Genomic DNA, 25,886 nt, shown 5'->3' with positions numbered 1-25,886 from the left:
TCGTGAATTCCCTCCCCTTCCCCGCGATGGCAGCGCCGCTGCGCCTGCCTGCAACCCTTTTTCGCCCCCATCCCCTGGCCGTAGCGCTGTGTTGCGCGCTGGGCACGGCCTGGACGCCTGGCGTGCAAGCGCAAGCGCAGGCCGATATCCCGCTGGCCCCCGTCGAGGTCTCTGACCAGGCCACGGCCGACGCCAACGGCCTGCTGCCGCTGAACAAGACCGTGGGCACGGCCAGCCGCCTGGGCCTGACGGCGCGCGAGACGCCGGCCTCGGTGCACATCGTGGACCGCACAGCCATCGAGGCGCGTGGCGCCCAGGACACGCAGGAGATCCTGCGCTCCATTCCGGGCGTCACGGCCTACAGCCCGCCCGGCAACATCGGCATCAGCTACCGGGGCTTCGGCACGGGGTCGGTCAGCCAGCTGTTCAACGGCATCAACCTGCAGTACTCCATTGCGGCCCGGCCCGTGGACAGCTGGATCTACGACCGGGTGGAGGCCGTGGGCGGCGCCTCCGGCTTTCTCTACGGCGCAGGCGGCGTGGGCGGCACGCTGAACTACATCACCAAGCTGGCCCAGCGCGACAGCTTCACCGAAGGCCAGCTGCGCCTGGGCAGCTACGGGCTGAAAGAAGCCTCCGTCGGGCTGAACCGCCGCCTGGGCGATGCCACTGACAGCCAGGGCACGACTCATTACCTGCGCCTGGACCTCAACCACCGCGATGCCGGCAGCTGGGTGGGCGGCACGCAGTCGCGCTCCACGCAGCTGGCGACCTCGCTGCTGTCCGACCTGGGTGGCGGCCTGACGCACACCCTGGCCTACGAGGCCCAGCATGAGCGCGTGGACCGCCCCTACTGGGGCACGCCGCTGCTCAACCCGCTGCGCGGCCAGGCGCGCATTGACGAGGCGACCCTACGCAAGAACTACAACAGCGCCGACGGCCTGTATGCCCAGCGCGTGCAGTGGCTGCGCTCCATCACCGAATGGCGGGCCAGCGACCGGCTCAAGCTGAGCAACACCTTCTACGCCTATGACGCGCTGCGCGACTACCGCAACGTGGAGACCTACCGCTTCACGCCCGACAACAGCGCGGTGGTGCGCTCGGCTGCGCTGCTGCAGCGCCATGACCAGCGCATGGTGGGCGACCGCATCGAAGGCAGCTACCTGGGCGAGCTGGCCGGCCGGCGCAGCGAATGGGCTTTTGGGCTGGATGTGAGCGTGAACCGGCAGACACGCTTTCCGAACAGCCTGTCGGGCACGGTGAGCACGGTCAATCCCTACGATTTCACGACAGAGAACTTCTACGACATTCCCGGCATGGCACCCGGCTTCAGGCCCGACCGCGACAACAAGGTCACCACCACCGCGCTCTACCTGGAAAACCGCACGGCCCTCACTCCTGCCCTGCACCTGCTGACGGCGCTGCGCCATGAACGCATCGAGGTGGACCTGACCAACCGGCGCGATGTGACGCCCGCGCTGCCCGCAAGCTACAGCCGCAGCTATAGCCCGACGACCGGGCGCGTGGGCCTGGTCTGGGATGCCACGCCCGAGGCCAATCTCTACGCCCAGTTCTCCACGGCGGCCGATCCGCCGTCGGGCATGCTGATGGGCGCCTCGTTTGCCGATGCCATCAACAACACGGGGCTGACAACGGGCCGCCAGGTGGAGGCGGGCAGCAAGCTGTCGTTCTGGCAGGGCAAGGGAACGGCGGCGCTGGCGGTCTATCGCATCACGCGCCGCAACATCTCCACCCAGGACCCGCAGGACAGCACGCGCACGGTGCTGGTGGGCCAGCAGTCCTCGCGCGGGGTGGAGCTGTCCATGGGCCTGGCGCCCACGCCGCGATGGTCCATCCAGGGCAACTGGAGCCATGTGGACGCGCGCTATGACAACTACCAGCAAGGCGGCGTGTCCCTGGCGGGCAAGCGACCCACGAACACGCCCGCCAGCGTGCTCAACCTCTGGACCAGCTACCGCATCACGCCGGCGCTGGAGGTCAATGCCGGGCTGCGCCGCGTGGGAGGCATCTATACCGATGCGGCCAACACGCTGTCCTGGCCCGCCTACACCCTGCTGGACCTGGGCCTGAGCTACCGCATCGACCCGCGCATGACCGTGGTTGCACGGCTGCGCAATGCCACGGACCGCGTCTACGCCGCCAGCCTGACCAGCACCATGGCCTACCTGGGGGCGCCGCGCACGGCCGATATCACGCTGCGCGTGGCGTTCTGAGAGAGGGCCGCGCCATGCGCCTTCACCTCAAACGCTGGCTGTTCCTGCTGCACCGCTGGCTGGGCATTGCCGTGTGCCTGTTCTTTGCGCTGTGGTTTGTCTCGGGCATGGTGATGATGTACGTGGGCTACCCCAAGCTCACGCAGGCCGAGCGGCTGCGCCACCTGCCAGCGCTCGATGGCAACGCCGCCCTGCTCGCGCCCGCCGAGGCGCTGCGCGCGGCCGGCATCGACAGCCCGCTCAAGGACCTGCGCCTGCATGCCGGCAGCGCCGGCCGTGCCAGCTATCTGGTCACGCCCGAGGGGCGGCGCCAGCCCGTGGCCATCGATGCGGCCAGCGGCCAGGTGCTGCCCGCCACCAGCCAGGCGCAGGCCCTGGCCAGCGCGCGCGCCTTCGCGGGGGACGGCACGGGCCTGCACTACCTGGGCACGGTGGATGAGGATGCCTTCAGCCACTCGCGCGCGCTGGAAATCCACCGCCCCCTGCACCGCGTGCAACTGGACGATGCCCAGGGCACGCTGCTCTACATCTCCGGCCGCACGGCCGAGGTGGTGCGCGATGCCACGCGCACCGAGCGCGGCTGGAACTACCTGGGCGCCTGGCTGCACTGGCTGTACATGTTCCGGGGCAATGCCTTTGATGGCGCCTGGGCCGACATCGTCAACGTGCTGTCGCTGGTCGGCATTGCCGTGGCCATCACCGGCACCGTGGTCGGGGTGATGCGCTGGCGGTTCAGGCAGCCCTACCGCAGCGGCCGGCGCACGCCCTACCCGGGCCTCGCCATGCGCTGGCACCATGTGGCGGGCCTGCTGTTTGCGCTGACCACGCTGGCCTGGATCTTCAGCGGCCTGATGTCCATGAACCCCTGGCGCCTGTTCGACACGGGCACGCCGCCACTGCACATGGCCCGGTGGCAGCAGGGCCCGCTGCGCCTGACCGGGGACGACGCCACGCCGCAGTCGCTGATTGCCGCAGCGGGCGGCCCCGTGCGCGAACTGCGTTGGCTGCGCACCGCAGGCCGCACCGAGGTGCTGGCCCAGCCCGCAGCCGGTACGCCCCTGGTGCTGGACAGCGCAAGCGCCGCGCCCGCATCCCATTCGCACGAGGCCCTGCTGGACCGCGCGGCCGTGCTGATCGACGCACCCGTGCTGCGCAGCGAATGGCTGACCGCGCACGACCTGTACTGGTACGAGCGCGCCGAGCACACCATGATGGGCGGCCATGACAAGCCGCTGCCCGTGTTGCGCGTGGTGTATGGCGATGCTGCGGCCAGCTGGGTGCACATCGACCCGCACACGGGCCAGGTGCTGGGCCGGCTGGACGGCACCCAGCGCCTCAAGCGCTGGCTGTTCGCCATGCTGCACAGCTGGGACTGGCTGCCGCTGCTGCAGCGCCGGCCGCTGTGGGATGGGCTGCTGCTGGCCTTCAGCCTGGGCGGCCTGCTGATGAGCGCCACGGGCGTGCTCATCGGCGTGCGCAGGCTGCGCCGCAAGCGCAGCCATCGCGCACAGGCCACTGCTTGCCTGGAGGCGCAGCCACATGGTTAGCCACCATACTGTATGCTTGCCGCATGCAACTCGAACAGAAATACCAGGCCCTGCTGGCCGAGGCCGAGCGCCGCAAGCTGGACGACGTGGACAGCATGCGGCTGTGCTTCCAGACCCTGTCCCTGGCTGCGCGCATCGACCGTGACTGCGCCGCGCTGCTGGCGCCGCACGGCCTGTCCGAAGGGCGCTTCGTGCTGCTGTTCCTGCTGGAATCCGCCAGCGAAGGGCTGGCCCCCAACCACCTGGCCGAGCAAGCCGGCATCACCCGCGCCACCGTGACCGGCCTGCTGGACGGCCTGGAACGCGAGGCCCTGGCCGAGCGCCTGCCCGACCCGGCCGACCGCCGCGCGCTGCGCGTGCAGCTCACCGCCAAAGGCCGCCAGCTGGCGCGCAAGCTGTTTGCCCGGCACAGCCAATGGATCGCCGGCCTGTTTTCCAACCTGTCGCCCGCCGAACGCGGCCAGTTGGGAAAGCTGCTGGCCAAGGCCGCAGCAGGCGTGGAGGCCAGCGCATGAAGGCGCCCGCCCCCCGGCGCAAGGGCGCCAACCGCAAGGTCGATATCACTTCCGAACTGCTGCAGGCCCTGTCCCTGGGCGAGATCGAGACCGCCACGCTGACCGAAAGCCTGGCCGTGGACCAGGCCCGGCTGCTGCAGGCCGTCTTCCCCGACGCGTGGCCGCAGCTGGAGGACACGGCGCAGGCGCTGGGCCAGCTGGGCATTCTCAAGCGCATGGAGTGCATTGGTGGCCTGCTGTGGCAGGCGCTGGGCCAGGCCGGCTGGCAGCGCTGCCTCACGCATCGATCTGACACGGTGCGCGGCTGGGCCTGCTTCATGGCCGGTGCGCAGCCGGGCCTGACCCTGAGCCAGCGCCTGGAGCTGCTGCAGCCCCTGGCCGATGACCCGCATTTCGGCGTGCGCGAATGGTCGTGGATGGGCGTGCGCCCGCATCTGGCCAGCGATCTGCCGCAGGCCGTGGCCGAGTTGTCCCGGTGGACAAGGCGGCCCTCCGACCGCCTGCGCCGTTTCGCCAGCGAGGCCCTGCGGCCGCGCGGCGTCTGGTGCAGCCATATCGCGGCGCTCAAGCAGCAGCCGGAGATCGCCCTGCCCCTTTTGCAGCGGCTGCGCGCCGATGCCTCGCCCTATGTGCAGGACTCGGTGGCCAACTGGCTCAACGACGCGGCCAAGAGCCGGCCCGACTGGGTGCGCGCCCTGTGTGCGCAATGGCTCCAGGAATCGCCCGTGCCCGCCACGCGCCGCATCTGCGAGCGTGCGCAGCGCAGCCTCAAGGAGAGGTAGGCGCCTGCCGGCCCGCCAGCCGCTCGCAGTCGGGCTTGACGCAGCGCCCGTAGAGGATGTGGGAGTGCTCCACGATGGCAAAGCCATGCGAGCGCGCCAGCAGCTTCTGGCGCTGCTCGATCACCGCATCGTGGAACTCCTGCACCAGGCCGCAGCGTGTGCAGATCAGGTGGTCATGGTGCTCGCCGTCATCGAGTTCATAGACCGCCTTGCCCGCCGCAAAGCGCTGCTGGCGCAGCAGCCCGGCCTGCTCCAGCTGCGCCAGCACGCGGTAGACCGTGGCCAGGCTGGTGCCCCGGCCTTGGTCATGCAGCTGGCGATAGACCTCCTCCGCCGCCAGATGCCGGTCGGCCCCGTGGCGAAAGATGTCCAGCACCCACAGTCGCGCCAGCGTGGCCTTCAGCCCCAGGTTCTTGAGGTCAGCGGAATCGGACATGCAGCCCTCCCGGCCGGTCAGAACTCATTGTGGATGGCCTTGTAGCCGCGCACCAGTTCGTTGTTGGTGCGGACCACGTCCTCGGAGAAATCGCTGGCGTCGGCGGGCACCTGGGCCAGCGTGGACAGGTCGGTCTCCGGGCCTATGCGCGCGGTGGATGGCACATAAAAGCCTGGCGGCAGGTGGCATCCATCGACCACGGCGTTGTAGCGCACCACGCAGCCGTCATCGACCACGCAGTTGAACAGCACGCTGTTGAAGCCGATGAATACCCCATTGCCCACGGTGCAGGGTCCGTGGACGATGGCGCGATGGGCGATCGAGGTGTGCTGCCCCACGCTGACGCGCGCGCCCGACTTGGAGTGGATCACCACCCCGTCCTGGATGTTGGAGTGGGCACCGATCACGATGGGATCGATGTGGCCGTCCGCATCCATCTCGTCGGCACGGATCACCGCATAGGGGCCGATGAAGACGTTCTCCTCCACGATCACCAGTCCGCACAGGATGGCCGTGGGGTCCACGAAGGCGCTGGCATGGATGCGCGGCAGGTCGCCGCGCGGGTTCTTGCGGATCATCCCTTGCGCCTGTTCTTTGCGCCGCCCTGGCGGGCCTTGAAGCGCGGGTTGCTCTTGCAGATGACGTAGATGCGGCCGCGGCGGCGCACCACCTGGCAGTCTCGATGGCGCAGCTTGGCTTCCTTGAGGGACGAGAGCACTTGCATGGAAAACTCCTTGGGTTGTAGACAAACGGGGGCCGGCTCGCGGGTCATGCCCAGGACACGGCGTCGTGCGGATGCAGGCTCTCCATGTGGCGCACATGCACGCGCGGCTGGGCGTAGCTGCCTTCCAGCGCGGCCTGTATGCGGCGCGCCGCATCCTCGACAAACATCAGGTTGCGGCCGTTGAGCGCGGCAAAGGCCTGCTCGTCGGCGCGCTTGACGGCGGTCTGCACGGGCGTGCCCAGCGCCTGCTCCACGCGGGCGATCAGGGGCAGGATGCCCAGGTCGGGCGCATCACAGGCCAGGTCCACGCTGACCTGGGCCTCGCTGCGCTGGCTGTGTGCCGTGGCCAGCGTGCCGTGCCGGCGCAGCCAGGAAGCCACCTGGTCCGGCTCCACCAGCGGCTCGCCCGCAAAGGCCTGCAAAAATCCCTGCTCCAGCAACTGGCGCGACAGTGCCGCCGAGCAGGGGCAGGTCGAGGAATAGCCCACGCCCACCTGCAGCCGCAGCTGGAACACGCCCTGCGCCAGCGTGGCGTCCAGGCGCACGGGATAGGACTTCCAGCCCGACAGATCGTGGGTGACCAGGGCGGGCCGCTGGATCAGCAGGTCCAGCGACAGGCGCAGCCGGGCGCTGCGGCTTTGGCAGTCCAGGTGGCTGTCGATCATGGCCTGCAGCGCATGGCGCAGCGCCAGTGCAGACAGCGCGGATTCCTCGGCCAGGCTGTCCAGTTGCCGGTACAGCCGGGACATGTGTATGCCCTTGACATGGGCCGCAGGAAGATCGACCTGCACATCGGCGCGCGCATGCAGCTCGCGCCAGTAGCCGGGCTCGGCCACGGTCACGGGCAGGTCTATGCCCTGCATGCCCACCCATTGCAGCGGGCTGAGGCTGGGCGCGGGATCGGTCAGGGAAACATCGGGAAGAGGTGCAAGCATTCGGGGCTCCAGGGGCCGCGCCCGCGAGGGCGGCGCGGCAAGCGTTCAATTTCGGCTCAGGGCCGACTCAGGGCCGGCTCGGTACCGGCCGGGCATCAGTTCCATCCGGGAAAGGGGTTGTCCCACTGCGTCCAGGCCTGCGGGCCCATGGCCATTTCCGCATCGGTCAGCAGGCATTCGTCCAGGAGTGCGCGCAGCGCCTGCTCGTCCATGCCCATACCGATCAGCACCAGTTCCTGGCGCGCGTCGCCCACGCCATCGACCCATTTGTCCAGGATGCGCTGCACGCTTTCGGGGTCGCGCGGCCAGCGCTCGGCCTCCACGGCGGCCCACCAGTGCCCGGCCGGGCCATGGCGGGCCACGGCGCCGGCCTGTGACCAGGAGCCGGCCAGCGCCGGATGGCTGGCCAGCCAGAAAAACCCCTTGGAGCGCACCACGCCCGGCCATTCGCTTTGCACCAGGCCGAAGAAGCGCCGGGGATGAAAGGGGCGGCGGGCGCGGTAGACAAAGCTGGCAACGCCATAGGCCTCGGTCTCGGGCTGGTGCGTGCCACGCAACTGCTGCAGCCAGCCCGGCGCCCTGGAAGCCTCCTCGAAATCGAACAGCCCCGTATCGAGCACGCGATCCAGCGGCAGCTGGCCGAAGGACGCGATCTCCAGCCTGGCACGCGGGTTGAGCCCGCGCAGGATGGCCATCAGCCGCGTGCAGTCCTCCTCGGTGACCAAGTCGATCTTGTTGAGCACGATCACATCGCAGAACTCCACCTGCTCGATCAGTAGATCGACCACGGTGCGGCGGTCCTCCTCGCCCAGCGATTCGCCGCGCGAGCGCAGGCTGTCACGCGAGCCATAGTCGTGCAGAAAGTTGAAGGCATCGACCACGGTCACCATGGTGTCCAGCCGCGCCACATCGCCCAGGCTGCGTCCGTCCTCGCCCGCGAAGGTGAAGGTCTCGGCCACCGGCAGCGGCTCGGAGATGCCCGTGGACTCGATGACCAGCTGGTCGAAGCGGCCCTCGCCCGCCAGCCGCGCCACCTCCAGCAGCAGGTCCTCGCGCAGCGTGCAGCAGATGCAGCCATTGCTCATCTCCACCAGCTTTTCGTCGGTACGCGACAGGCCGGCCCCGCCATCGCGCACCAGGGCCGCGTCGATGTTGACCTCGGACATGTCGTTGACGATGACGGCCACGCGCCGACCTTCGCGGTTGTGCAGGATGTGGTTGAGCAAGGTGGTCTTGCCCGCGCCCAGAAAGCCCGACAGTACGGTCACCGGCAATCGGGCATGCGGCGGCTGAACCGGCGCTACGGTATGCATCATGGAATCTCTCAAGCAGGGAAAGGGAGCACGCTGCTGGCACTGCAGCCGCGTGCGGCAGGCAGGGCCTCAGGCGTGCAGCGCAGTGCAGGCAGAGCACTTGCCATGCAGCTCGATGTTCGAATGGGCCAGCGCGAACGCATGGCCATGCGCCCAGCTGCCCAGGCAGCGGTTGAGCGCGTCGTCGACAAACTCGTCCACCTGCCCGCAGCTGTCGCAGATCGCAAAGGCCGAGAAGTCATGGCTGCCCTCGTCCGGGTGCGAGCAGCACACATAGGCGTTCAACGACTCCAGGCGGTGGACCACGCCCTGCTCGGCCAGCTTGTCCAGCGCGCGGTAGACCTGCGTGGGGGCGCTCAGCCCGTGGTCACGCAGCTGGTCGAGCAGTGCATAGGCCGTGCGCGGTGCACCGGCCTGGCGCAGGGCGTCGAGCACCCGTTGCTGGTTGGCGGTCAAAGGGGAAGGCATGGCGATTTCCTGGTCAAAAAAGCGTGTGGCGACGATGTGTTTCGTAGGATCTGTCACGTTATAACATAACAAACTCCATTCCACCGCCTTGACGGCAGGCAAGACCGGCTTTCCATCGCGCATGGAAAATGGCCCCCACGCTCCCCTTGCTGCGCAAGGTCCGCTGCCCCCCGTGGGGGACGCGTTTTCATCTTGGGGCGGCCCGGCGATGAAAAATGGCCCCCACGCTCCCCTTGCTGCGCAAGGTCGGCTGCCCCCACCGAGGGGCGCGTTTTCATCTTGGGGCGGTACGGCAAAAAAAAATGGCCGCCCTTGCGGGTCGGCCGGTCATGCTTCAAGCCTGCCGGGACCTGGTCCCGGCAAAGGTGAAGTGGCTTACAGCAGCGCGTCGATGGCTGCGTTGAACGTGGCGCTGGGGCGCATCACGGCATCCATCTTGGCCACGTCGGGCATGTAGTAGCCACCGATGTCCACGGCCTTGCCCTGCACGGTGCGCAGCTCTTCGATGATCTTGGACTCGTTGTCGGCCAGTTGCTTGGCCAGCGAAGCGAACTTGGAGGCCAGTTCGGCATCTTCCGTCTGCGCCGCCAGGGCCTGTGCCCAGTACAGGGCGATGTAGAACTGGCTGCCACGGTTGTCCAGCTCGCCGGTGCGGCGCGAAGGCGACTTGTCTTCGTCCAGCAGCTTGCCTGTGGCTTCATCCAGGGTCTTGGCCAGCAGCTTGGCGCGGGCGTTGTCGTTCTTGATGCCCAAGTCTTCCAGCGACACGGCCAGTGCCAGGAACTCGCCCAGCGAATCCCAGCGCAGGTGGTTTTCTTCCACCAGCTGCTGCACGTGCTTGGGAGCCGAGCCGCCGGCGCCCGTTTCGTACATGCCGCCGCCGGCCATCAGGGGCACGATGGACAGCATCTTTGCCGAGGTGCCCAGTTCCATGATAGGGAACAGGTCGGTCAGGTAGTCGCGCAGGATGTTGCCGGTCACCGAGATGGTGTCCAGGCCGCGGGCCACGCGCTCCAGCGTGTAGCGCATGGCGCGGACCTGGGACAGGATGTGGATTTCCAGGCCCGTGGTGTCGTAGTCCTTCAGGTAGGTGTTGACCTTCTTGATCAGCTCGGCTTCGTGCGGACGATAGGGGTCCAGCCAGAACACGGCAGGCATGCCGGAGTTGCGGGCACGCGTGACGGCCAGCTTGACCCAGTCGCGGATGGGCGCATCCTTGACCTGGCACATGCGCCAGATGTCGCCCTGCTCCACGTTCTGGCTCATCAGCACTTCGCCGGTGGCCAGATCGACGATGTTGGCAACGCCGTCTTCCTCGATCTCGAAGGTCTTGTCGTGCGAGCCGTACTCTTCGGCCTTTTGCGCCATCAGGCCCACGTTGGGCACGGTGCCCATGGTCTTGGGGTCGAAGTTGCCGTGCCACTTGCAGAAGTTGATCATCTCCTGATAGATGCGGGCAAAGGTGGACTCAGGCATCACGGCCTTGCAGTCGTAGGGCTTGCCGTCGGCGCCCCACATCTTGCCGCCCTGGCGGATCATGGCGGGCATGGACGCGTCAACGATCACGTCGTTGGGCGAGTGGAAGTTGGTGATGCCCTTGGCCGAGTCCACCATCGCCAGCGCGGGACGGTGTTCCTGGCAGGCGTGCAGGTCACGGATGATCTCTTCGCGCAGCGAGGCGGGCAGCGTCTCGATCTTCTCGTACAGCGTGGACATGCCGTTGTTGACGTTGACGCCCAGCTCGTCGAACAGCTTGCCGTGCTTCTCGAAGGCTTCCTTGTAGTAGATCCTCACGCAGTGGCCGAACACGATGGGGTGCGAGACCTTCATCATCGTGGCCTTGACGTGCAGCGAGAACAGGATGCCGGCGTCGCGGCAGTCGTCCAGTTCCTTTTCGTAGAAGTCGCACAGCGCCTTCTTGCTCATGAACATGGAGTCGATGATCTCGCCGGCCTGCAGCGCGACCTTGGGCTTGAGCACCACGGTCTTGCCGCTCTTGGTGGTCAGCTCCATCTTGACGTCGCGGGCCTTGTCCAGGGTCATGGACTTTTCGCCGTGGTAGAAGTCGCCGTGCTCCATGTGCGAGACATGGGTTTGCGACCACTGCTTCCACTCGCCCATGGAGTGCGGGTGCTTCTTGGCGTAGTTCTTGACGGCGGCGGGAGCGCGGCGGTCGGAGTTGCCCTCGCGCAGCACGGGGTTCACGGCCGAGCCCAGGCACTTGCCGTAGCGCGCCTTGATGTCCTTTTCCTGGTCGTTGGACGGGTTCTCGGGGTAGTCGGGCAGTGCATAGCCCTTGGCCTGCAGTTCCTTGATGGCAGCGGTCAGCTGGGCCACCGAGGCGCTGATGTTGGGCAGCTTGATGATGTTGACATCGGGCTCCAGCGTCTTCTTGCCCAGTTCGGACAAGGTGTTGGGCACGCGCTGGCCTTCGGCCAGCAGGTCCGAGAACTCACCCAGGATGCGGTGGGCCACGGAGATGTCGGCGGTCTCGACATTCACGCCGGCGGGTGCGGCAAAGGCGCGCACCACAGGCAGGAAGGCACTGGTGGCCAGGCGCGGGGCCTCATCGGTCAGGGTGTAGATGATGGTGGGTTGCTGCGTGCTCATCTCTTGTCTCAGGTAGTGAAAAAGGTAGGGGTCGCGCCGCAGGCCGTCGAACCGGGCATCCGCTAGGGGAAACGGGCCGGTGCAGCCTGACGCTGTAGGACCGTCACGCAATGCCCCGTCGCGCCAGCATGCTGCCCCGGCGTTTTCTGCAATGCGATCCCACAATACAAAATTCTAAGCGGAACCTGCCGGATTTTTTAAGTCTTGTAGAAGACTTAGGGTTTTACAGCGGCATTCAGGCCCTGTTTTCACAGGGAAACGGCTTGTGCCCCCCGCGTTTTCTGCCATGCAAAAAATGCTGTGGCGTGACAGACACGGAGGCGGAGCCGACCACCGGGTCAAACCCAGAGCCGATACATCCAGAACGATTCATCGTGCTCGAAGCGCCTCGCAAACTCCCCCGGCGAAAACCCCGTGATCTGGCGCACGGCCCGGCACATATGGGCCTGGTCGGAAAAGCCCTCATCCAGCGCCAGCGCGGCCCAGTCCAGGGCCTGCCCCTGTTCGTGGTGGCGCCGCGCCGCATGGAACAGGCCTTCCGTGCGCACCATGCCCTGCCACTGCCGGATGGAGCGGCCGCTGGCCAGCTTGATGCGCCGCTCCACCTGGCGCAGGCCCAGCGAACCCTGCCATTGGCGGGCCTGCAGCCCCAGCCGCGCCACCCAGTGCCGGCCGAACTCGCTCAGCGAAGGCGGGGCATCGCCGGCGCGTCCCTGCAGTTCGCGCCAGCGCGGGGCCATGTGGCGCTCCAGCGCAGCCAGGGCCTGCGCGTCGTCCAGCGCAGCCACCAGGTCCTCGCACAGGGGCTGCCAGGCGGGGCCCAGGCACGCAGGCGCGTCCACAAACCGGTCCTGCAGGGCAACGCAGTCGATACCGAACAAGGCCTGCGCCGCATCCAGCGTGAAGCAGGCCATGCCGCCGCGCCCTGTCGTCGGGCTCCAGCTGGTCACGGGGGCGCGCTGGCTGCCAGAAAGCACCACCTGTGCGCCAAAGGGCTGCCAGCGGCTGCGGCCATCCGCCGCGCGGGCCAGCAGTCCTGCCTCCATGTCCCGGTACCAAGACAGGCAGAACAACGGCGTGGCAGGAAAGTGAGACAGGCGCTGCGCAGCGTCCAGCGCCACGCCGCGCGTATCGCGGCAGGCGACGACCACCAGGGCGCCCTGCAGCGAGGCAGGCACCGCATGCAGACGCGCATGCGGTGCCCGCCCGGAGCCCGCCCAGCATGCGGCCCGGGCCTGTCGCTCCGGACATTCATGAACCTCAGAAGACGTGGCGCAAGCATCCATGGGAGGGCAGTGTAGGTCTTGCCAGGCGCCGCCCGGATGACGCTTTCGTTCAAGACCCGAGTCCATGCACTGCCCGAGCATGCGGGCATGAACCGCTCCAACTTTCCGCAAGATCCATCCACGCAGTCGCAGCCGAATGCCGGCCAATGCCCCGTTGCCCAAGCTGCGCCGGGGCAGGCACAGACGGCCGCCAGCGCCTGGCCGCCCGGCCCGGCTTCAGGCCTCACAGGCTGGGGCCTGCTGCGCCGCATGTCGCGCGACCTGCTGGGTACGCTGGAGCAATGGCGCAGCGAGCACGGCGATGCCATCCATCTGCGCATCTGGCCAGAGCACCAGGTCGTCATCACGGATCCCGAACTGGTGCGCGAGCTGCTGGTCGGCCAGCACGACGCGCTGGTGCGCTGGGAGCACGGCATCTCGGTCTTTGCCCAGCTGCACGGCCACAGCGTGCTGGTCAGCGAAGGCCAGCCCTGGCGCAGCAAGCGGCAGGCCCTGTTGCCGGCCTTCTCCCCCAAGGCCGTGCAGGCCCAGATACCGGCCCTGGCCGCAGCCGCGCAGGCCGCGCTGCAGGCCTGGCCGCAGCAGTCCGAGGACTTTCCCATGGAACAGGCGCTGACCGCCCTGGCCATGGATGTGATCATGCGGCTGATGTTCTCCGGCGCCATCGGCGAGGATGCGCGCTCCGCGGAGCACGCCATCCGCGAAGTCAGCCATGCCGCAAACAGCGAGTTCTACTGGCCCCTGCGCTGGCCCGATGCCATGCCCTGGAAGCGCCGCAAGCGCCGGGCGCTTGCCTGGCTGCGCAGCTTCATCGACCGGCAGGTCCGGCTCCGGCTGGCGCAGGCCGATGCAGACTGGCCCGAGGATCTGCTCAGCCGCCTGCTGCGCCTGCACCGGGGCGACGCCCAGGCCTGGACACTGCAGGCCGTGCGCGATGAATGCATGACGGCCTTTCTGGCAGGTCACGAAACCGTGGCCAGCAGCCTGACCTGGTGGTCCTGGTGCATGGCCACCCATCCCGAGGCGCAGCAGCAGGTGGCTGACGAGATCCATCTACAGCTGCAGGGCCGCACGCCCACGGCGCAGGACCTGCCGGCGCTGCGCCAGTTGGGCTGGAGCCTTCAGGAAGCCATGCGCCTGTACCCGGCCGCGCCGGTGCTCATCAGCCGGCGTTGCACGCGGCCTGTGCAACTGGGGCCGTGGTGCCTGCCTGCACGCACCATGTTCATGATTGCGCCCGGCCTCATTCAGCGCGATGCGCGCTGGTTTCCCGAGCCCGATGCGTTCAGGCCGCAGCGTTTCGACGACACCGACAAGGACGGCTCTCCCGCCGTGCCGCGCGGCAGTTGGATGCCCTTTGGCACCGGCGCGCGCGTGTGCCTGGGCCAGCACCTGGCCAGCGCGGAGATGACGGTGGTGGCGGCCATGGTGCTGCAGCGTCTGCGGCTGAGCGTGCCCGAAGGTGCCAGCGCGCCCCGCCCCGTGCTGCAGGTCACGCTGCGGCCATCCATGCCCTTGAGACTGCGGCTGCAGTCGCGCAGCGGCGCTCAGCCCGGGTAAACGTGGCGATATATTGCGCCAAATCATCCACAAAGCACGCCAATTACGCCAAATTGTCACCCATCTGCATTTATTCTGTCTTTTTGACTAGAACCACTGGACTGGAGACGATTTGAGTACCCTGGCAATCGTGATTTCATTGGCGGGACTGATGTTCCTGGCCTACCGAGGCATCTCCGTGCTGCTGCTGGCCCCCCTGATGGCCGCCGTGGCCGTGCTGCTGTCCGGCGACCTGGGCCACATGCTGCCGCTGTACACCAGCACCTTCATGGGCGCCCTGGGCAACTACATGCTGCAGTTCTTCCCGGTGTTCCTGCTGGGCGCGCTGTTCGGCCAGTTGATGGCGGACTCGGGCGCAGCCACCGCGATATCGCACTGGATCATGCGCGTGCTGGGCGAGAAGCACGCCATCCTCACGGTGGTTCTGGCCTGCGCCGTGCTCACCTATGGCGGCGTGTCGCTGTTCGTGGTGGCCTTTGCCATCTATCCGATTGCCAAGTCGCTGTTCCGCGCGGCCCATGTGCCCAAGCGGCTGATACCGCCCACCATCGCGCTGGGCTCGTTCACCTTCACCATGACGGCGCTGCCGGGCACGCCGTCCATCCAGAACGCCATTCCCATTCCCTACTACGGCACCAATGTGTTCGCGGCGCCGGGCCTGGGCATCATCGGCGGCATGACCATGCTGGCCCTGGGCCTGTGGTGGCTGCAGTCGCGCGCGGCCAAGGCACGCGTGGCGGGCGAAGGCTACGGCGACCATGACGACGCTGTCGAGCAGGGCCTGCATGACGAAAGCGACCCCGCCCTGCACAGCCGCCGGGACCTGCCGCTGCTGCTGGCCCTGCTGCCGCTGGTGCTGGTGATCGCGGTCAATGCGCTGCTCACCTACGGCGTGTTCCCGCAGATGGATTTCGGCTTTCTGAAGGACCGTTTTCCTGCGGTGGATCCTGCCAAGCAGACGGGCCTGTGGGCGCTGATCCTGGCCCTGGCCGTGGCCTGCGCCGCACTGGTGCTGCTGGGCCTGGGCCGCTGGCGCAATCTCAAGGAGTCGGTGAACAAGGGCGTGCTGGGCTCCATGCTGCCCATCTTCAACACGGCCTCGGAAGTGGGCTACGGCGCGGTCATCGCGGGGCTGGCGGGCTTTGCCATCATCCGCGAGGCCGTGCTCAACGTGGCACCCCACAACCCGCTGATCTCCGAGGCCGTGGCCATGAACGTGCTGGCCGGCATCACGGGGTCGTCGTCGGGCGGCCTGTCGATTGCGCTGTCCACGCTGGGCAAGGACTACCTGGCCATGGCCGCCCAGCTGGGCATCAGCCCCGAGCTGCTGCATCGCGTGGCCGTGATGGCGGCCGGCTGCTTCGACACCCTGCCGCACAGCGGCGCCATCATCACGCTGCTGTCCATCTGCGGCCTCACGCACCGCCAGTCGTACGGCAACATCGCCATCATGACCATTGGCGCGCCCCTGCTGGCCCTGGTGCTGGTGATCACGCTCGGCACCATGTTCGGGTCCTTCTGAGGGACCAGGGCGCAGAGCGCGCGCGGGAAATACCACGGCCTCGCGCCCGCCACAACCGGCATATGACGTATATGCGCGGGGCGGGTGCAAGGCAACAATGCATGCACGGCGATAAGGCATCGCCCCGGTTCATTCCCGCATTACCTACAAGACGACATCCGCTGCCAAAGCTGCCAGCGCCGATGTCGGGCAACAAGGCCCGAACCGCTCCCTGACCCGGAGCGGTTCGGGCCTTTTTTTGTGGGCCGGGAATCGAGGGGGCTGCGATGCCGCGCGCCGCCCCCTCAACCCCTTCAGGAGCAGCAGCATGAGACACGGAGATATTTCCAGCAGCAACGATTGCGTCGGCGTGGCGGTGGTCAACTACAAGATGCCGCGCCTGCACACCAAGGCCGAGGTGCTGGACAACTGCCGCAAGATCGCGGACATGCTGGTAGGCATGAAGCGCGGCCTGCCGGGCATGGACCTGGTGATCTTTCCCGAGTACTCCACGCACGGCATCATGTACGACGCCAAGGAGATGTACGACACGGCCAGCGCCATCCCGGGCGAAGAGACCGAAATCTTCGCCGACGCCTGCCGCAGGGCCAACGTCTGGGGCGTGTTCTCGCTGACGGGCGAGCGCCATGAGGAGCACCCCAACAAGGCGCCGTACAACACCCTGATCCTCATGAACAACCAGGGCGAGATCGTGCAGAAGTACCGCAAGATCATGCCCTGGGTGCCCATCGAGGGCTGGTACCCGGGCGACTGCACCTATGTGAGCGAGGGCCCCAAGGGCCTGAAGATCAGCCTCATCATCTGCGACGACGGCAACTACCCCGAGATCTGGCGCGACTGCGCCATGCGCGGCGCCGAGCTCGTCGTGCGCTGCCAGGGCTACATGTACCCGGCCAAGGAGCAGCAGATCATGGTCTCCAAGGCCATGGCCTTCATGAACAACTGCTACGTGGCCGTGGCCAATGCGGCGGGCTTCGACGGCGTGTACTCGTACTTCGGGCACTCGGCCATCATCGGCTTCGATGGCCGCACCCTGGGCGAGACCGGCGAGGAGGAGATGGGCATCCAGTACGCCGAACTGTCCAAGCACCTGATCCGCGATGCGCGCAAGAACGGCCAGTCGCAGAACCACCTGTTCAAGCTCGTGCACCGCGGCTACACCGGCACCATCAACTCCGGCGACGGGGACAAGGGCGTGGCCGCCTGCCCCTACAACTTTTACAGCCAGTGGGTCAACGATCCCGAGGGCACGCGCGAGATGGTGGAGTCCTTCACGCGCACCACCGTGGGCACGCCCGAATGCCCCATCGAAGGCATTCCGCACGAAGCGCCCAGGCACCGCTGACAGCGTCCTGCCTCCGCAGCCTGCAGGCCCGGGGGCAGGCCCGCCCATGAACACGGAAAGGTGAAGAGTGAAGATGAGCACGACAACAACCACAGGCCCGCTGCACGCTCCTGCCAGCCAGGCCACCGACCCGCTGGCGGCCTACCGCATCGAGGAAGAGCCCTTCTACCGCCCCTCGGGCCGCGAGGTCCAGCTCTACCGCCAGGCCTACCAGCACCGCATGCCGCTCATCCTCAAGGGCCCCACGGGCTGCGGCAAGACGCGCTTTGTGGAGTACATGGCCTGGGCGCTCAAGCGCCCCCTGGTCACGCTGGCCTGCAACGAGGACATGACGGCCTCCGACCTGGTGGGCCGCTACCTGCTGGATGCCGACGGCACGGCCTGGCACGACGGCCCGCTGACCCTTGCCGTGCGCCACGGCGGCATCTGCTATCTGGACGAGGTGGTGGAGGCCCGCCAGGACACCACGGTCGTCATTCACCCGCTGACCGATGCGCGCCGTGCCCTGCCGCTGGACAAGAAGGGCGAGGTGGTGCATGCCCATCCCGACTTCCAGCTGGTGGTCTCCTACAACCCCGGCTACCAGAGCAGCGCCAAGGACATGAAGCCATCGACCCGCCAGCGCTTCGCGGCCCTGGACTTCGACTACCCGGCGCCCGAGATCGAGGCGGACATCGTGGCCCACGAGACCGGCATTGCCCCGGCCACCGCTCGCAGCCTGGTCAGCCTGGCGCGCAGCACGCGCGAACTGCGCCACCGGGGCCTGGACGAAGGCGCCTCCACCCGCATGCTGATCTACGCGGGCCTGCTGATGCGCGACGGCGTCTCGGTGCATGACAGCTGCGACATGACCATCACCAGCGCCCTGACCGACGACCCCGACACCGCCGCCGCGCTGCGCCAGTTGGTCGAAGCCGAGTTCGGCGCCTGAGGGCCGCGCGCCATGGCCATCGTCTCCGCTGCCTTACCCGAAGAGGCCCGCCTGCTGCACACGCTGGGCCTGCTGGCCAGCGGCCTCGCGCGCCAGCCTGTCGCCGTGCAGGCGCTGGCCAGGGCGCCGGCCAGTGCCCCGGCGCCGGGCCAGGCCCACGCCCTGCCGCCGCGCGCCGTGCTGATCAGCCAGCCTGCCCGGCTGCTGATTCCCGCCAACTTGCCCATTCAGGCACACCTGCACGCAGCGACGATGGCCCATGCCGCAGCCCACCTGCGCTTTTCGCCCGCCCGCCAGTACAGCAGCGCCCTCAAGCCCATGGGCCAGGCCGTGGTGGGCGCACTGGAAGATGCGCGCGTGGAGCGGCTGCTGTGCCTGCAGCACCCCGGCGTGCGCCGTTGGTTTGAGGCCTGCATCGCCCCCGAGCCCGACCCATCCGACCTGGGCTTTGCCGCCTTCATGGCCCGGCTGGACCGCATGCTGCTGTGGCCAGAGCGCATGGACGGCAACCACTGGATCCACAAGGCCCGTGACCTATTCGAGAACACCGCCACGCGCCATGGCCTGGAGGACTACGCCGCATTCCGGGCCATTGCCTCCATCCTGGCCAACGACCTGGGACAGATGCGCGTGCGCATGGACCCGCAGCACCATGCCGTGCCCAGCACCTACCGTGATGACAACAGCTATCTCTGGCAGCATCCGGAGTCGCCCCAGGGCGAGGAAGACACACTCGCGCTGCAGCAGTCCGCTGCGCGTGCGGCCCCTCCTCCATCGGCCGGCGCAGGACAGCAGTCCGATGCACAGGAAGGCCAGTCGCTGGACCTGGACCCAGGCCTGGAACTGTCCCGCCACAGCTATCCCGAATGGGATCGCAGGCTGGAGCGCCTGAAGACGGACTGGTGCACCGTCATCGACACCCTGCCCGCATGGCAGGCCGAGGCTTTGGCCGGGAAAGGCTCCCAGGCCGGCAGACAGACACTGCCGCCCCTGCCGCTGCCGCCCGCACGCCAGCTGGACCGGCGCCAGCGCCTGCGCCGCCAGTGGGAGGGCGATGACCTGGACTTCAATGCCGCCATCGAGGTCCAGGTGGACCGCCGCCTGAACCTGCGACCGGAACCTCGCCTTTTCATGCGTGCCGGCAAAGGCCCGCGCCCCACCAGCCTGCTGGTGCTGATGGACGCTTCCGAATCGGTCAACACGCCCGGCCCCCACGGCGCCAGATTGCTGGAGCTGGAGAAACAGGCGGCGCTCATGCTGGCCGAATCGCGCGCAGGCCACAGGACCGGCGTGGACCGCCTGGCCATCCACGCCTTCTCGTCCAACACGCGCGCCGAAGTCCGCTACCTGCGCCTGCTGGACTTCGGCCAACCCTTTGCCGCAGCAGCGGCCGCCCGGTTGCAGGCACTGCAGGGGCGCCATTCCACCCGCCTGGGCGCCGCCCTGCGCCACGCCAGCAGCCTGCTGGCTGCCGAGCCTGCTGGCCAGCGCCATCTGCTGGTGATCACCGATGGAGCACCCGCCGACATCGACGTGCATGACGACCGCTACCTGATCGAAGACGCGCGCCATGCCGTGCAGCAGGCCCGCGCCGCAGGCATACGCATCAGTTGCCTGGCCGTGGACAGCCAGGCCGACGGCTATGTGCGCCATATCTTTGGCGGGCGCAACTACGGCATTGCCGACGACGCGCGGCATCTGCCAAGGCGGCTGTCCCAGATGGGCGCAAGGCTCGCAGCAGGCCGCTGACCACGGCCACCGGCCACGCCAATCTCGATTAACCTGAAGCATGCAAAGAACGCACGCCAGCACCTGGCATACAAGGAACCCATGAACGACCCCGTCAGAGTCGGCATTCTTTACTCGGCCACCGGCACCACATCGACCATAGGCCAGTCCCAGCTGCAGGGCGCGCAGCTGGCCATCGACGAAATCAACGAGTCGGGCGGCCTGCTGGGGCGTGAACTGGTCGCCGTGCGCTACGACCCGGCCTCCACGCCGGCCCGCTATGCGGCGCTGGCCGAGCAGCTCATCGTGCGCGACGGCATCAACGTCATCTTCGGCTGCTACATGTCCAGCAGCCGCAAGGCCGTCATCCCCATCGTCGAGAAGTGGAACCGGCTGCTGTTCTATCCGACGCTCTACGAAGGCTTCGAGTTCTCGGGCAATGTCATCTACACGGGCGCCGCGCCCAACCAGAACAGCGTGCAGCTGGCCGACTACATGACCAGCAGCTTCGGCGCGCGGGTCTACCTCATCGGCTCGGACTACATCTACCCCTACGAGTCCAACCGCATCATGGGCGAGCTGGTCATGCAGCACCCCGGCAGCGACAAGCTCGGTGAACACTACCTGCCGCTGGACGCCACCGAGCGCGACTACGCGGCCATCATGCAGGACATCCGCGCAAGGCAGCCGGACTTCATCTTCTCCACCGTGGTCGGCGACTCCACGGCCAGCCTCTACCGCGCCTATGCAGAGGCGGGCTTCAACCCGCAGACCATGCCGATTGCCAGCCTCACCACCTCCGAGGCCGAGATCGCCCAGATGGGTGCCGACGTGGCGGCCGGCCACTTCACAGCCGCGCCCTACTTCCAGTCCATCGATTCACCGGCCAATGCGCGCTGCCTGGCCCGGCTGCGCCAGCGCCTGGGCGACGACTGCCGGCCCAACCTGTGCTGGGAAGCCGCCTACTTTCAGATGCACCTGTTCGCCAACGCCTTCCGCCAGGCCGGCAGCGACCGCATCGGCGATCTGCTGCCCCATCTGCTGGGCAGCGAGTTCGACGCGCCCCAGGGCCGCATCCGGCTCGATCCCGGCAACCACCACACCTGGCTGTACCCGCGCGTGGGCCGCGCCACTGCCCAAGGCGGCTTCACCATCGTGCGCCAGGCCACCCGGGCCGTCTCGCCCGACCCCTATCTGGTCACCCATTCACTGGGCGACTGGACCGCCAGCCTCGGTGCCCTGGAGAACTGAGCGTGGATGCCGAACCGAACAAGGAAACCGGCAGCGCTGCCACAGGCCGGCCGCTGCTGGAAAGAAAGCCGCTGCTGCGCGCCACCTCGCCCCAGCTCAAGGAACTGCGCCAGCTGCGCATTGCCATCGTCCACCCCGACGACGCGGACGGCCGACTGCTGGCCCAGCAGCTGCAGCGCATAGGCTGCCAGGTCCAGGCCATCTGGCCGCCCCAGCCCAGCCTGCCCGAGGGCACGGACGTGGTCTTCCTGGCCGTGCGCCCCGATCACCTGCAGTTGAACTACGCCTGGACCCAGGGCGAGGGAGAGAGCCCGCCCACCGCCATCGCCGTGGTCAACTACGAGAACCCCACCATCGTCTCCGCCGTGCTGGAGCTGCAGGTGCAAGCCATCCTGCCCTCGCCCATCCGCTCCTTCGGCCTGCTGTCCACCCTGGTGCTGGCGCGCAGAAACCACAAGGAATCACGCCAGCAGCAGCAGCGCATCGCCAAGCTCCAGGCCAAGCTGCTGGGCCAGCGCCGCGTGGCCGAAGCCAAGGCCATCCTCATGCAAACCCACCACATCAACGAAGACCAGGCCTACGACATGATCCGCGCCCAGGCCATGAGCCGGCGAAGCTCGGTGGAGGACATTGCCCAGGCCATCGTCCATGCGAGCGAAATACTGTCGCTGGGCAAGGGCGTGGGCGGGTAAATCACGCAGGACTCCTGCCGCCAGCAGCCATGGTTTGGCCCCGGGGAACCAGGGTCCTCTTTCTTTTGAACGCATGCAGCGTGTCAAGAAAAGTGCCCCCGACGCCGAGGCTGTCGGGCTCGGCACGACGTGCTGATGCCCGCTAACTGAGGCTTCACATGGTCGGTTGATAGCAGAGTGCTTTCGCCTACAAGAGAAGCCTCTCAGCAACCTTACTTTGTCGCGGCCAGTTGGCTGATTCTCTGCATTGCGTTGTAGATTTCGCCAGCCATATACGAAGAAATCTCTTCACTGCTCACGCCAGGAACGAGGGCAGCGCTTCCCTTCTCAGCGGAAGCGCTCCAATGCAGATTAAACAAAAGCTCCTTCATATCGGCAGACTCCATTACATCAGACATCAGCCCGTGAAATTCCGTAATGATCTCCATACGTTTCTCGCCATCCTTCGCCAGCTTGCAAAGCTGCTGAAACCAAGATGCTCCACGCAGGTATTCTAGGAATTCAAGTACTTCAGGTTGATATACACCCTCCTGCCCATCAACCAAGAACTCTTTCCCTGGCGCAAAAGTATCACGATAGCGGAGAAGCTCCTGTAGCTCATCAGCATTGATGTCAAAATCCAGCGCTGCCAACTTCTTGCGCGGCACTTTTAGCCAGCGCAGTTTCATTTCATGTACATCGCTCGTAATGCGCTGCGGAACCTGGCTCACACCCTTCTCATACATCTGGATATCCTGAACAAGGAGAGGACGTTTCCCGATCAGGGAGGTTTTTGCCTCCTCACAAGCCCGGATGATCCAGTAAGATTGATCCTTGTCTTTGGCACTGAAGCTCGTGGAACTCCGGGCAATGAACTGAATATTTTCCGCCATTTCCCAAGCCACCACTGCCCAATAGCGGTGATCTGTCAGCTTCTCTCGGGAAGGCGATTCGTCATGAATATACTCATTCCATGGGCCGCTGGGCACAGTTCCGATGGCGGCAACCACTGCGGTCTTTTCATGGGTTCCCAACCATCCATAGCCATGAGCCTTGCCCCCTTCGAAAACACATAGAGCGTAGTCTTTACTGCTCTCCTCTGACTCAAAGCGGACGAAGCTTCCATCTCGCACAAAAGAAGCCAGAGCCTCGAACTGTTCGGATACCTGTTTGGTTATTTTATCAACATCAATCTCATCAATTATCAGCAGAGTTTTTTGATATTTCCCATGCCAGCCAATAGCTGCCATTGCGGCATCCAACGGCATATCCTCGGCAATCCATCCCTTGTCCTGCAGAAGCTTGGAAATCTCCTTGCCTTGCTTCTTGGCAATCTTGATGTTGATTTCAGTCTGACGAAAAACGATACCCATTGCCAATTTCCTCTGAATATTTATCGCAAGCCTTGACACAGCTTCAGGCGCACGCATGAAACCCCCTCCCAGGCGCATGCGTTCAAGTTACGAACGCAGCTTCCCGCAGACGGAATATAGCCTCAGAGCACCCTCCGGAAGTTGACGCTTTGTCCAGTCATCACCACCTGCGGATCTATTCTCAAGCTAAGCCAGCCATTCAGAAACGATCATTCCTCGGGCGCCGAGGAGTTCGAATAATGGCTCTCAGTCCTGCCGTATTTCTTGGCAGTCGCAGTGAGCGCACAAGGGCCGTGGGCCGCTCGGACGCCCTGCGTTCCGCGCAGACCTCGCTGCGTACCGCCTCCTTGCGTACCGACTGCTCGGCCTTGTCCTGGATGCGCTCCGACAGCACCCAGCTCCAGTCATCACTCTCAGCGCCTTGCGGATCGCCCCCCTGGCTGATGTCCTGCTCTGCTGCGATTTGCCTCAGGCCCTGGATGCCGGCCCTGTAGTCCAGCTCGATGCGTTCCCACTGCGGAAACTGCTTGTATTCCTTGCTCATCCCCCGAAGCTGGCAGGCTTGGGACGACCGCCCCAGGACCAGGCCGCCTAGCCGGAGTAACTACCAAGTTTCAGTGATAGACACAATATACACAAATTCATACAATTTGCAGCGCGTTTGGTCATCAAACAAAAGTTCAGCAAACAGAGCTAGAGAGATTGCGCCGATCTCCAAAGTAAGGGAACAACATGTCTTCTGGGGTTTTCCGCACATGGGTGCTAGGCGGCATCTTTGCTCTTGTCACCTACACCGGCTCTGCAAGCGCACAGCTGACCTTGTCCGCGTCCCACACCGATGCCTCTTGTAACGGGGCAAACAACGGCACGGCCACTGCCCAAATCAAACAGCTTCTACGACCGTTGGACAGCCTGAAACATTGTCAGGCACGCAGTCGCAGATCAATCCCGTTGGAGGCAACAACGGTAGCGCAACAGTTGTCGCGACAGGGGGGACTCCTGGCTACGCTTACTCATGGACCCCCTCCGGTGGCGCAGCGGCAACCGCGACAGGACTGGCTCCCGGTCAATATTCGGTGACCATCACAGACTCCAAAGCGTGCCAAACCACGCTGAGCTACACGCTTGTAGCTCCTGCCGCCTCAGTGCAATCAGTAAGCGTCCCCCCCCCGACGGAACCTATAGTGCTGGACAGAACCTGCAGTTCACTGTGACCTACAGCGCTCCCGTGACCGTAACAGCTGGCGGCACGCCCTCAATTCCTTTGACGATTGGTTCAACTCTGCGGCAAGCGAACTTCGTCGGTGGCAGCAACAGCTCCGCCCTGACCTTCATATATACCGTGCAGCCAGGTGATGTTGACGCAAATGGAGTGTCGTTAGGAACCGCTATCGATCTCAACGGGAGCACGATGACGAGCGGTGGCGCCAACGTTGTGCTGAATTTGGCGAACGTAGGCGCCACGACCGGCGTACTGGTGAATGGACAGCAAAACCAGAACATCACGTTCCCAAACCCCGGCGACCAAACTTTCGGCACAACGCCAACACTGACCGCGACGGCCAGCTCCAGCCTGCCGGTGGCCTTCAGCGCAAACACAACTGCGGTGTGCACGGTCACCACGGGCGGCACGCTGACTTTTGTGAACACAGGCTCTTGCACCGTTGATGCGAACCAAAGTGGTAACGCAAGCTACCTGCCTGCATCACAGGTGTCTCAAACCTTCATGGTGAATGCAGCGGCACCCGGAGCCCCCACCATCGGCAACATCGCTGCAGACGACGGGCAGGCTACGGTAACCTTCACTGCACCTGCTTCCAATGGCGGCGCGCCCATCACAGGCTATACCGTGATCGCGACCCCCGTGGCCGTGCCCGGTGCGCCTGGCGTGATCACTCAGCAAGGAACGACATCCCCCATCGTCGTGGCTGGCCTGAGCAATGGCTTCACCTATAACTTCACGGTCGCAGCCTCCAACGGGACAACCGGTCCAGCCTCTGCAAGCACACAAGCCACGCCACGCAAACTGCAACTGGTGAGCGCGCCCGGCAGCGTGCCTGGCATGACCGGCATACCGTCTGCCACGATGTCTGGCGGCGGCACCACTTGCACGCTGCAACCTGGCGGCGGCTTCGGACCTGTGACCTCCACCCCACCGAACCTGCAAGCGCCCAGCGGACAATTCGCTTTCAGCGCCGAAAACTGCACCGGATCTGTGACGATGACTCTCACCTATCCCAGCGCTCTCCCCGAAGGCGTGCAGTTCCGCAAGCCCGATGGTGTCGGCGGCTGGTTTGACCCTGCGACCGCGCTGAACGTGATCGTGGACAGCGCGCGCACCACGGTGACCTACACCATCACGGACAACGGCCCTGGTGACACCAACCCTGCCGTGGGCGTGATCGCCGATCCGCTCGTGCCTGTGCTGGCAGCAGCCCCAGCAGGCGGCGCAGCAGCCGTTCCCACGCTCAGCGAATGGGGCGCCATCCTGATGTCTGCCCTGCTGGCAATATTCGGCCTGCGCCGCATGCGCCGCCAGCGCTGATGCAGGCCTGACCTGAAAAAGCAAGGCCCGCAATGAACTGCACCCCAAAAGTTGGACACCAGTCCAACCTATGGGGTGTTTTTCATGGCGAAGCACGATGAGCGCTTGAA

The 25,886-nt window shown here is 66.1% G+C and carries 23 protein-coding genes; 13 read left to right on the top strand and 10 right to left on the bottom strand.

Annotated features, from left to right (window positions below; all coding sequences use genetic code 11):
* Positions 1–26: 26 nt before the first annotated feature.
* Genes PO605_RS25570 through PO605_RS25555 form a run of 4 tightly spaced genes read left to right on the top strand, consistent with a single transcriptional unit; the run spans position 27 to position 5,078 of the window.
* On the top strand, positions 27–2,234 hold the full coding sequence (locus PO605_RS25570; protein ID WP_272207099.1) for a TonB-dependent receptor: 2,208 nt from the start codon (positions 27–29) through the stop codon (positions 2,232–2,234).
* A gap of 14 nt (positions 2,235–2,248) precedes the next feature.
* Positions 2,249–3,781: a PepSY domain-containing protein gene (locus PO605_RS25565; RefSeq protein WP_272207059.1), complete on the top strand. Its 1,533-nt coding sequence runs from the start codon at positions 2,249–2,251 to the stop codon at positions 3,779–3,781.
* 23 nt (positions 3,782–3,804) lie between these two features.
* The gene (locus PO605_RS25560; RefSeq protein WP_012205483.1) at positions 3,805–4,296 is read left to right on the top strand and encodes a MarR family winged helix-turn-helix transcriptional regulator; all 492 of its coding nucleotides are present in this window, start codon (positions 3,805–3,807) and stop codon (positions 4,294–4,296) included.
* Positions 4,293–5,078 (top strand): DNA alkylation repair protein, encoded by a 786-nt coding sequence (locus PO605_RS25555; RefSeq protein WP_272207058.1) that lies wholly within the window; start codon positions 4,293–4,295, stop codon positions 5,076–5,078. The genes PO605_RS25560 and PO605_RS25555 overlap by 4 nt, the downstream gene beginning before the upstream one ends.
* Here PO605_RS25555 and fur read toward each other — a convergent pair.
* The 8 genes from fur to PO605_RS25515 all read right to left on the bottom strand — a co-directional run bounded on the left by fur (position 5,065) and on the right by PO605_RS25515 (position 12,742).
* Positions 5,065–5,514, bottom strand: a complete 450-nt coding sequence (gene fur / locus PO605_RS25550) for a ferric iron uptake transcriptional regulator (protein WP_047473410.1) — start codon at positions 5,512–5,514, stop codon at positions 5,065–5,067. The genes PO605_RS25555 and fur overlap by 14 nt on opposite strands.
* A gap of 17 nt (positions 5,515–5,531) precedes the next feature.
* Entirely contained in the window at positions 5,532–6,092 is a 561-nt protein-coding gene (locus PO605_RS25545; protein ID WP_016445965.1) for a gamma carbonic anhydrase family protein, read from the bottom strand.
* The gene (gene ykgO / locus PO605_RS25540; RefSeq protein ID WP_013802515.1) at positions 6,089–6,238 is read right to left on the bottom strand and encodes a type B 50S ribosomal protein L36; all 150 of its coding nucleotides are present in this window, start codon (positions 6,236–6,238) and stop codon (positions 6,089–6,091) included. Before ykgO ends, PO605_RS25545 begins: the two co-directional genes overlap by 4 nt.
* A 44-nt stretch (positions 6,239–6,282) precedes the next feature.
* On the bottom strand, positions 6,283–7,173 hold the full coding sequence (gene folE2 / locus PO605_RS25535) for a GTP cyclohydrolase FolE2 (protein WP_047473409.1): 891 nt from the start codon (positions 7,171–7,173) through the stop codon (positions 6,283–6,285).
* Between the two features lie 95 nt (positions 7,174–7,268).
* Positions 7,269–8,489 carry a zinc metallochaperone GTPase ZigA gene (gene zigA, locus PO605_RS25530; RefSeq protein ID WP_272207057.1) on the bottom strand — a complete coding sequence of 407 codons (1,221 nt, stop codon included), beginning with the start codon at positions 8,487–8,489 and terminating at the stop codon, positions 7,269–7,271.
* Positions 8,490–8,555: 66 nt separating this feature from the next.
* The gene (locus PO605_RS25525) at positions 8,556–8,954 is read right to left on the bottom strand and encodes a Fur family transcriptional regulator (protein WP_052195802.1); all 399 of its coding nucleotides are present in this window, start codon (positions 8,952–8,954) and stop codon (positions 8,556–8,558) included.
* Positions 8,955–9,329: 375 nt separating this feature from the next.
* Positions 9,330–11,564, bottom strand: coding sequence for an NADP-dependent isocitrate dehydrogenase (locus tag PO605_RS25520; protein WP_047472243.1), 2,235 nt, complete (start codon positions 11,562–11,564; stop codon positions 9,330–9,332).
* A 338-nt stretch (positions 11,565–11,902) separates the two neighbouring features.
* Positions 11,903–12,742 (bottom strand): helix-turn-helix domain-containing protein, encoded by an 840-nt coding sequence (locus PO605_RS25515; RefSeq protein ID WP_272207056.1) that lies wholly within the window; start codon positions 12,740–12,742, stop codon positions 11,903–11,905.
* Positions 12,743–12,937: 195 nt separating this feature from the next.
* Between PO605_RS25515 and PO605_RS25510 the strand changes: the two genes are divergently transcribed.
* The 7 genes from PO605_RS25510 (at position 12,938) to PO605_RS25480 (ending at position 21,879) form a co-directional block, all read left to right on the top strand.
* Positions 12,938–14,410 carry a cytochrome P450 gene (locus PO605_RS25510; protein ID WP_082001566.1) on the top strand — a complete coding sequence of 491 codons (1,473 nt, stop codon included), beginning with the start codon at positions 12,938–12,940 and terminating at the stop codon, positions 14,408–14,410.
* Between the two features lie 112 nt (positions 14,411–14,522).
* Positions 14,523–15,932, top strand: coding sequence for a GntP family permease (locus tag PO605_RS25505; RefSeq protein WP_047472637.1), 1,410 nt, complete (start codon positions 14,523–14,525; stop codon positions 15,930–15,932).
* A gap of 307 nt (positions 15,933–16,239) precedes the next feature.
* Positions 16,240–17,277 carry an aliphatic amidase gene (locus PO605_RS25500; RefSeq protein WP_043791758.1) on the top strand — a complete coding sequence of 346 codons (1,038 nt, stop codon included), beginning with the start codon at positions 16,240–16,242 and terminating at the stop codon, positions 17,275–17,277.
* A gap of 73 nt (positions 17,278–17,350) precedes the next feature.
* Complete coding sequence (locus tag PO605_RS25495; RefSeq protein ID WP_272207055.1) at positions 17,351–18,208, top strand: CbbQ/NirQ/NorQ/GpvN family protein; 858 nt, start codon at positions 17,351–17,353, stop codon at positions 18,206–18,208.
* Positions 18,209–18,220: 12 nt separating this feature from the next.
* Positions 18,221–19,957, top strand: coding sequence for a nitric oxide reductase activation protein NorD (locus PO605_RS25490; protein ID WP_272207054.1), 1,737 nt, complete (start codon positions 18,221–18,223; stop codon positions 19,955–19,957).
* 81 nt (positions 19,958–20,038) lie between these two features.
* Positions 20,039–21,187 (top strand): transporter substrate-binding domain-containing protein, encoded by a 1,149-nt coding sequence (locus PO605_RS25485; protein WP_047469809.1) that lies wholly within the window; start codon positions 20,039–20,041, stop codon positions 21,185–21,187.
* Positions 21,188–21,189: 2 nt separating this feature from the next.
* Complete coding sequence (locus PO605_RS25480) at positions 21,190–21,879, top strand: ANTAR domain-containing response regulator (protein WP_047469812.1); 690 nt, start codon at positions 21,190–21,192, stop codon at positions 21,877–21,879.
* A 212-nt stretch (positions 21,880–22,091) separates the two neighbouring features.
* Here PO605_RS25480 and PO605_RS25475 read toward each other — a convergent pair whose 3' ends face one another.
* Positions 22,092–23,231: a hypothetical protein gene (locus tag PO605_RS25475; protein ID WP_272207053.1), complete on the bottom strand. Its 1,140-nt coding sequence runs from the start codon at positions 23,229–23,231 to the stop codon at positions 22,092–22,094.
* 199 nt (positions 23,232–23,430) lie between these two features.
* Positions 23,431–23,775 (bottom strand): hypothetical protein, encoded by a 345-nt coding sequence (locus PO605_RS25470; RefSeq protein ID WP_047469815.1) that lies wholly within the window; start codon positions 23,773–23,775, stop codon positions 23,431–23,433.
* A 376-nt stretch (positions 23,776–24,151) separates the two neighbouring features.
* Here PO605_RS25470 and PO605_RS31065 point away from each other — a divergent pair, with 376 nt between their 5' ends.
* Together PO605_RS31065 and PO605_RS25465 are read left to right on the top strand one after the other, a co-directional pair.
* Positions 24,152–24,445 (top strand): SprB repeat-containing protein, encoded by a 294-nt coding sequence (locus tag PO605_RS31065; protein ID WP_442874753.1) that lies wholly within the window; start codon positions 24,152–24,154, stop codon positions 24,443–24,445.
* On the top strand, positions 24,442–25,776 hold the full coding sequence (locus PO605_RS25465) for an IPTL-CTERM sorting domain-containing protein (protein WP_231574357.1): 1,335 nt from the start codon (positions 24,442–24,444) through the stop codon (positions 25,774–25,776). The genes PO605_RS31065 and PO605_RS25465 overlap by 4 nt, the downstream gene beginning before the upstream one ends.
* The last annotated feature ends 110 nt before the right edge of the window (positions 25,777–25,886 follow it).

Source organism: Delftia sp. DT-2 (assembly GCF_028401915.1).
GTDB classification, from domain to species: Bacteria; Pseudomonadota; Gammaproteobacteria; order Burkholderiales; family Burkholderiaceae_C; genus Comamonas; species Comamonas tsuruhatensis.
This window is presented reverse-complemented; position numbering and strand designations above follow the sequence as displayed.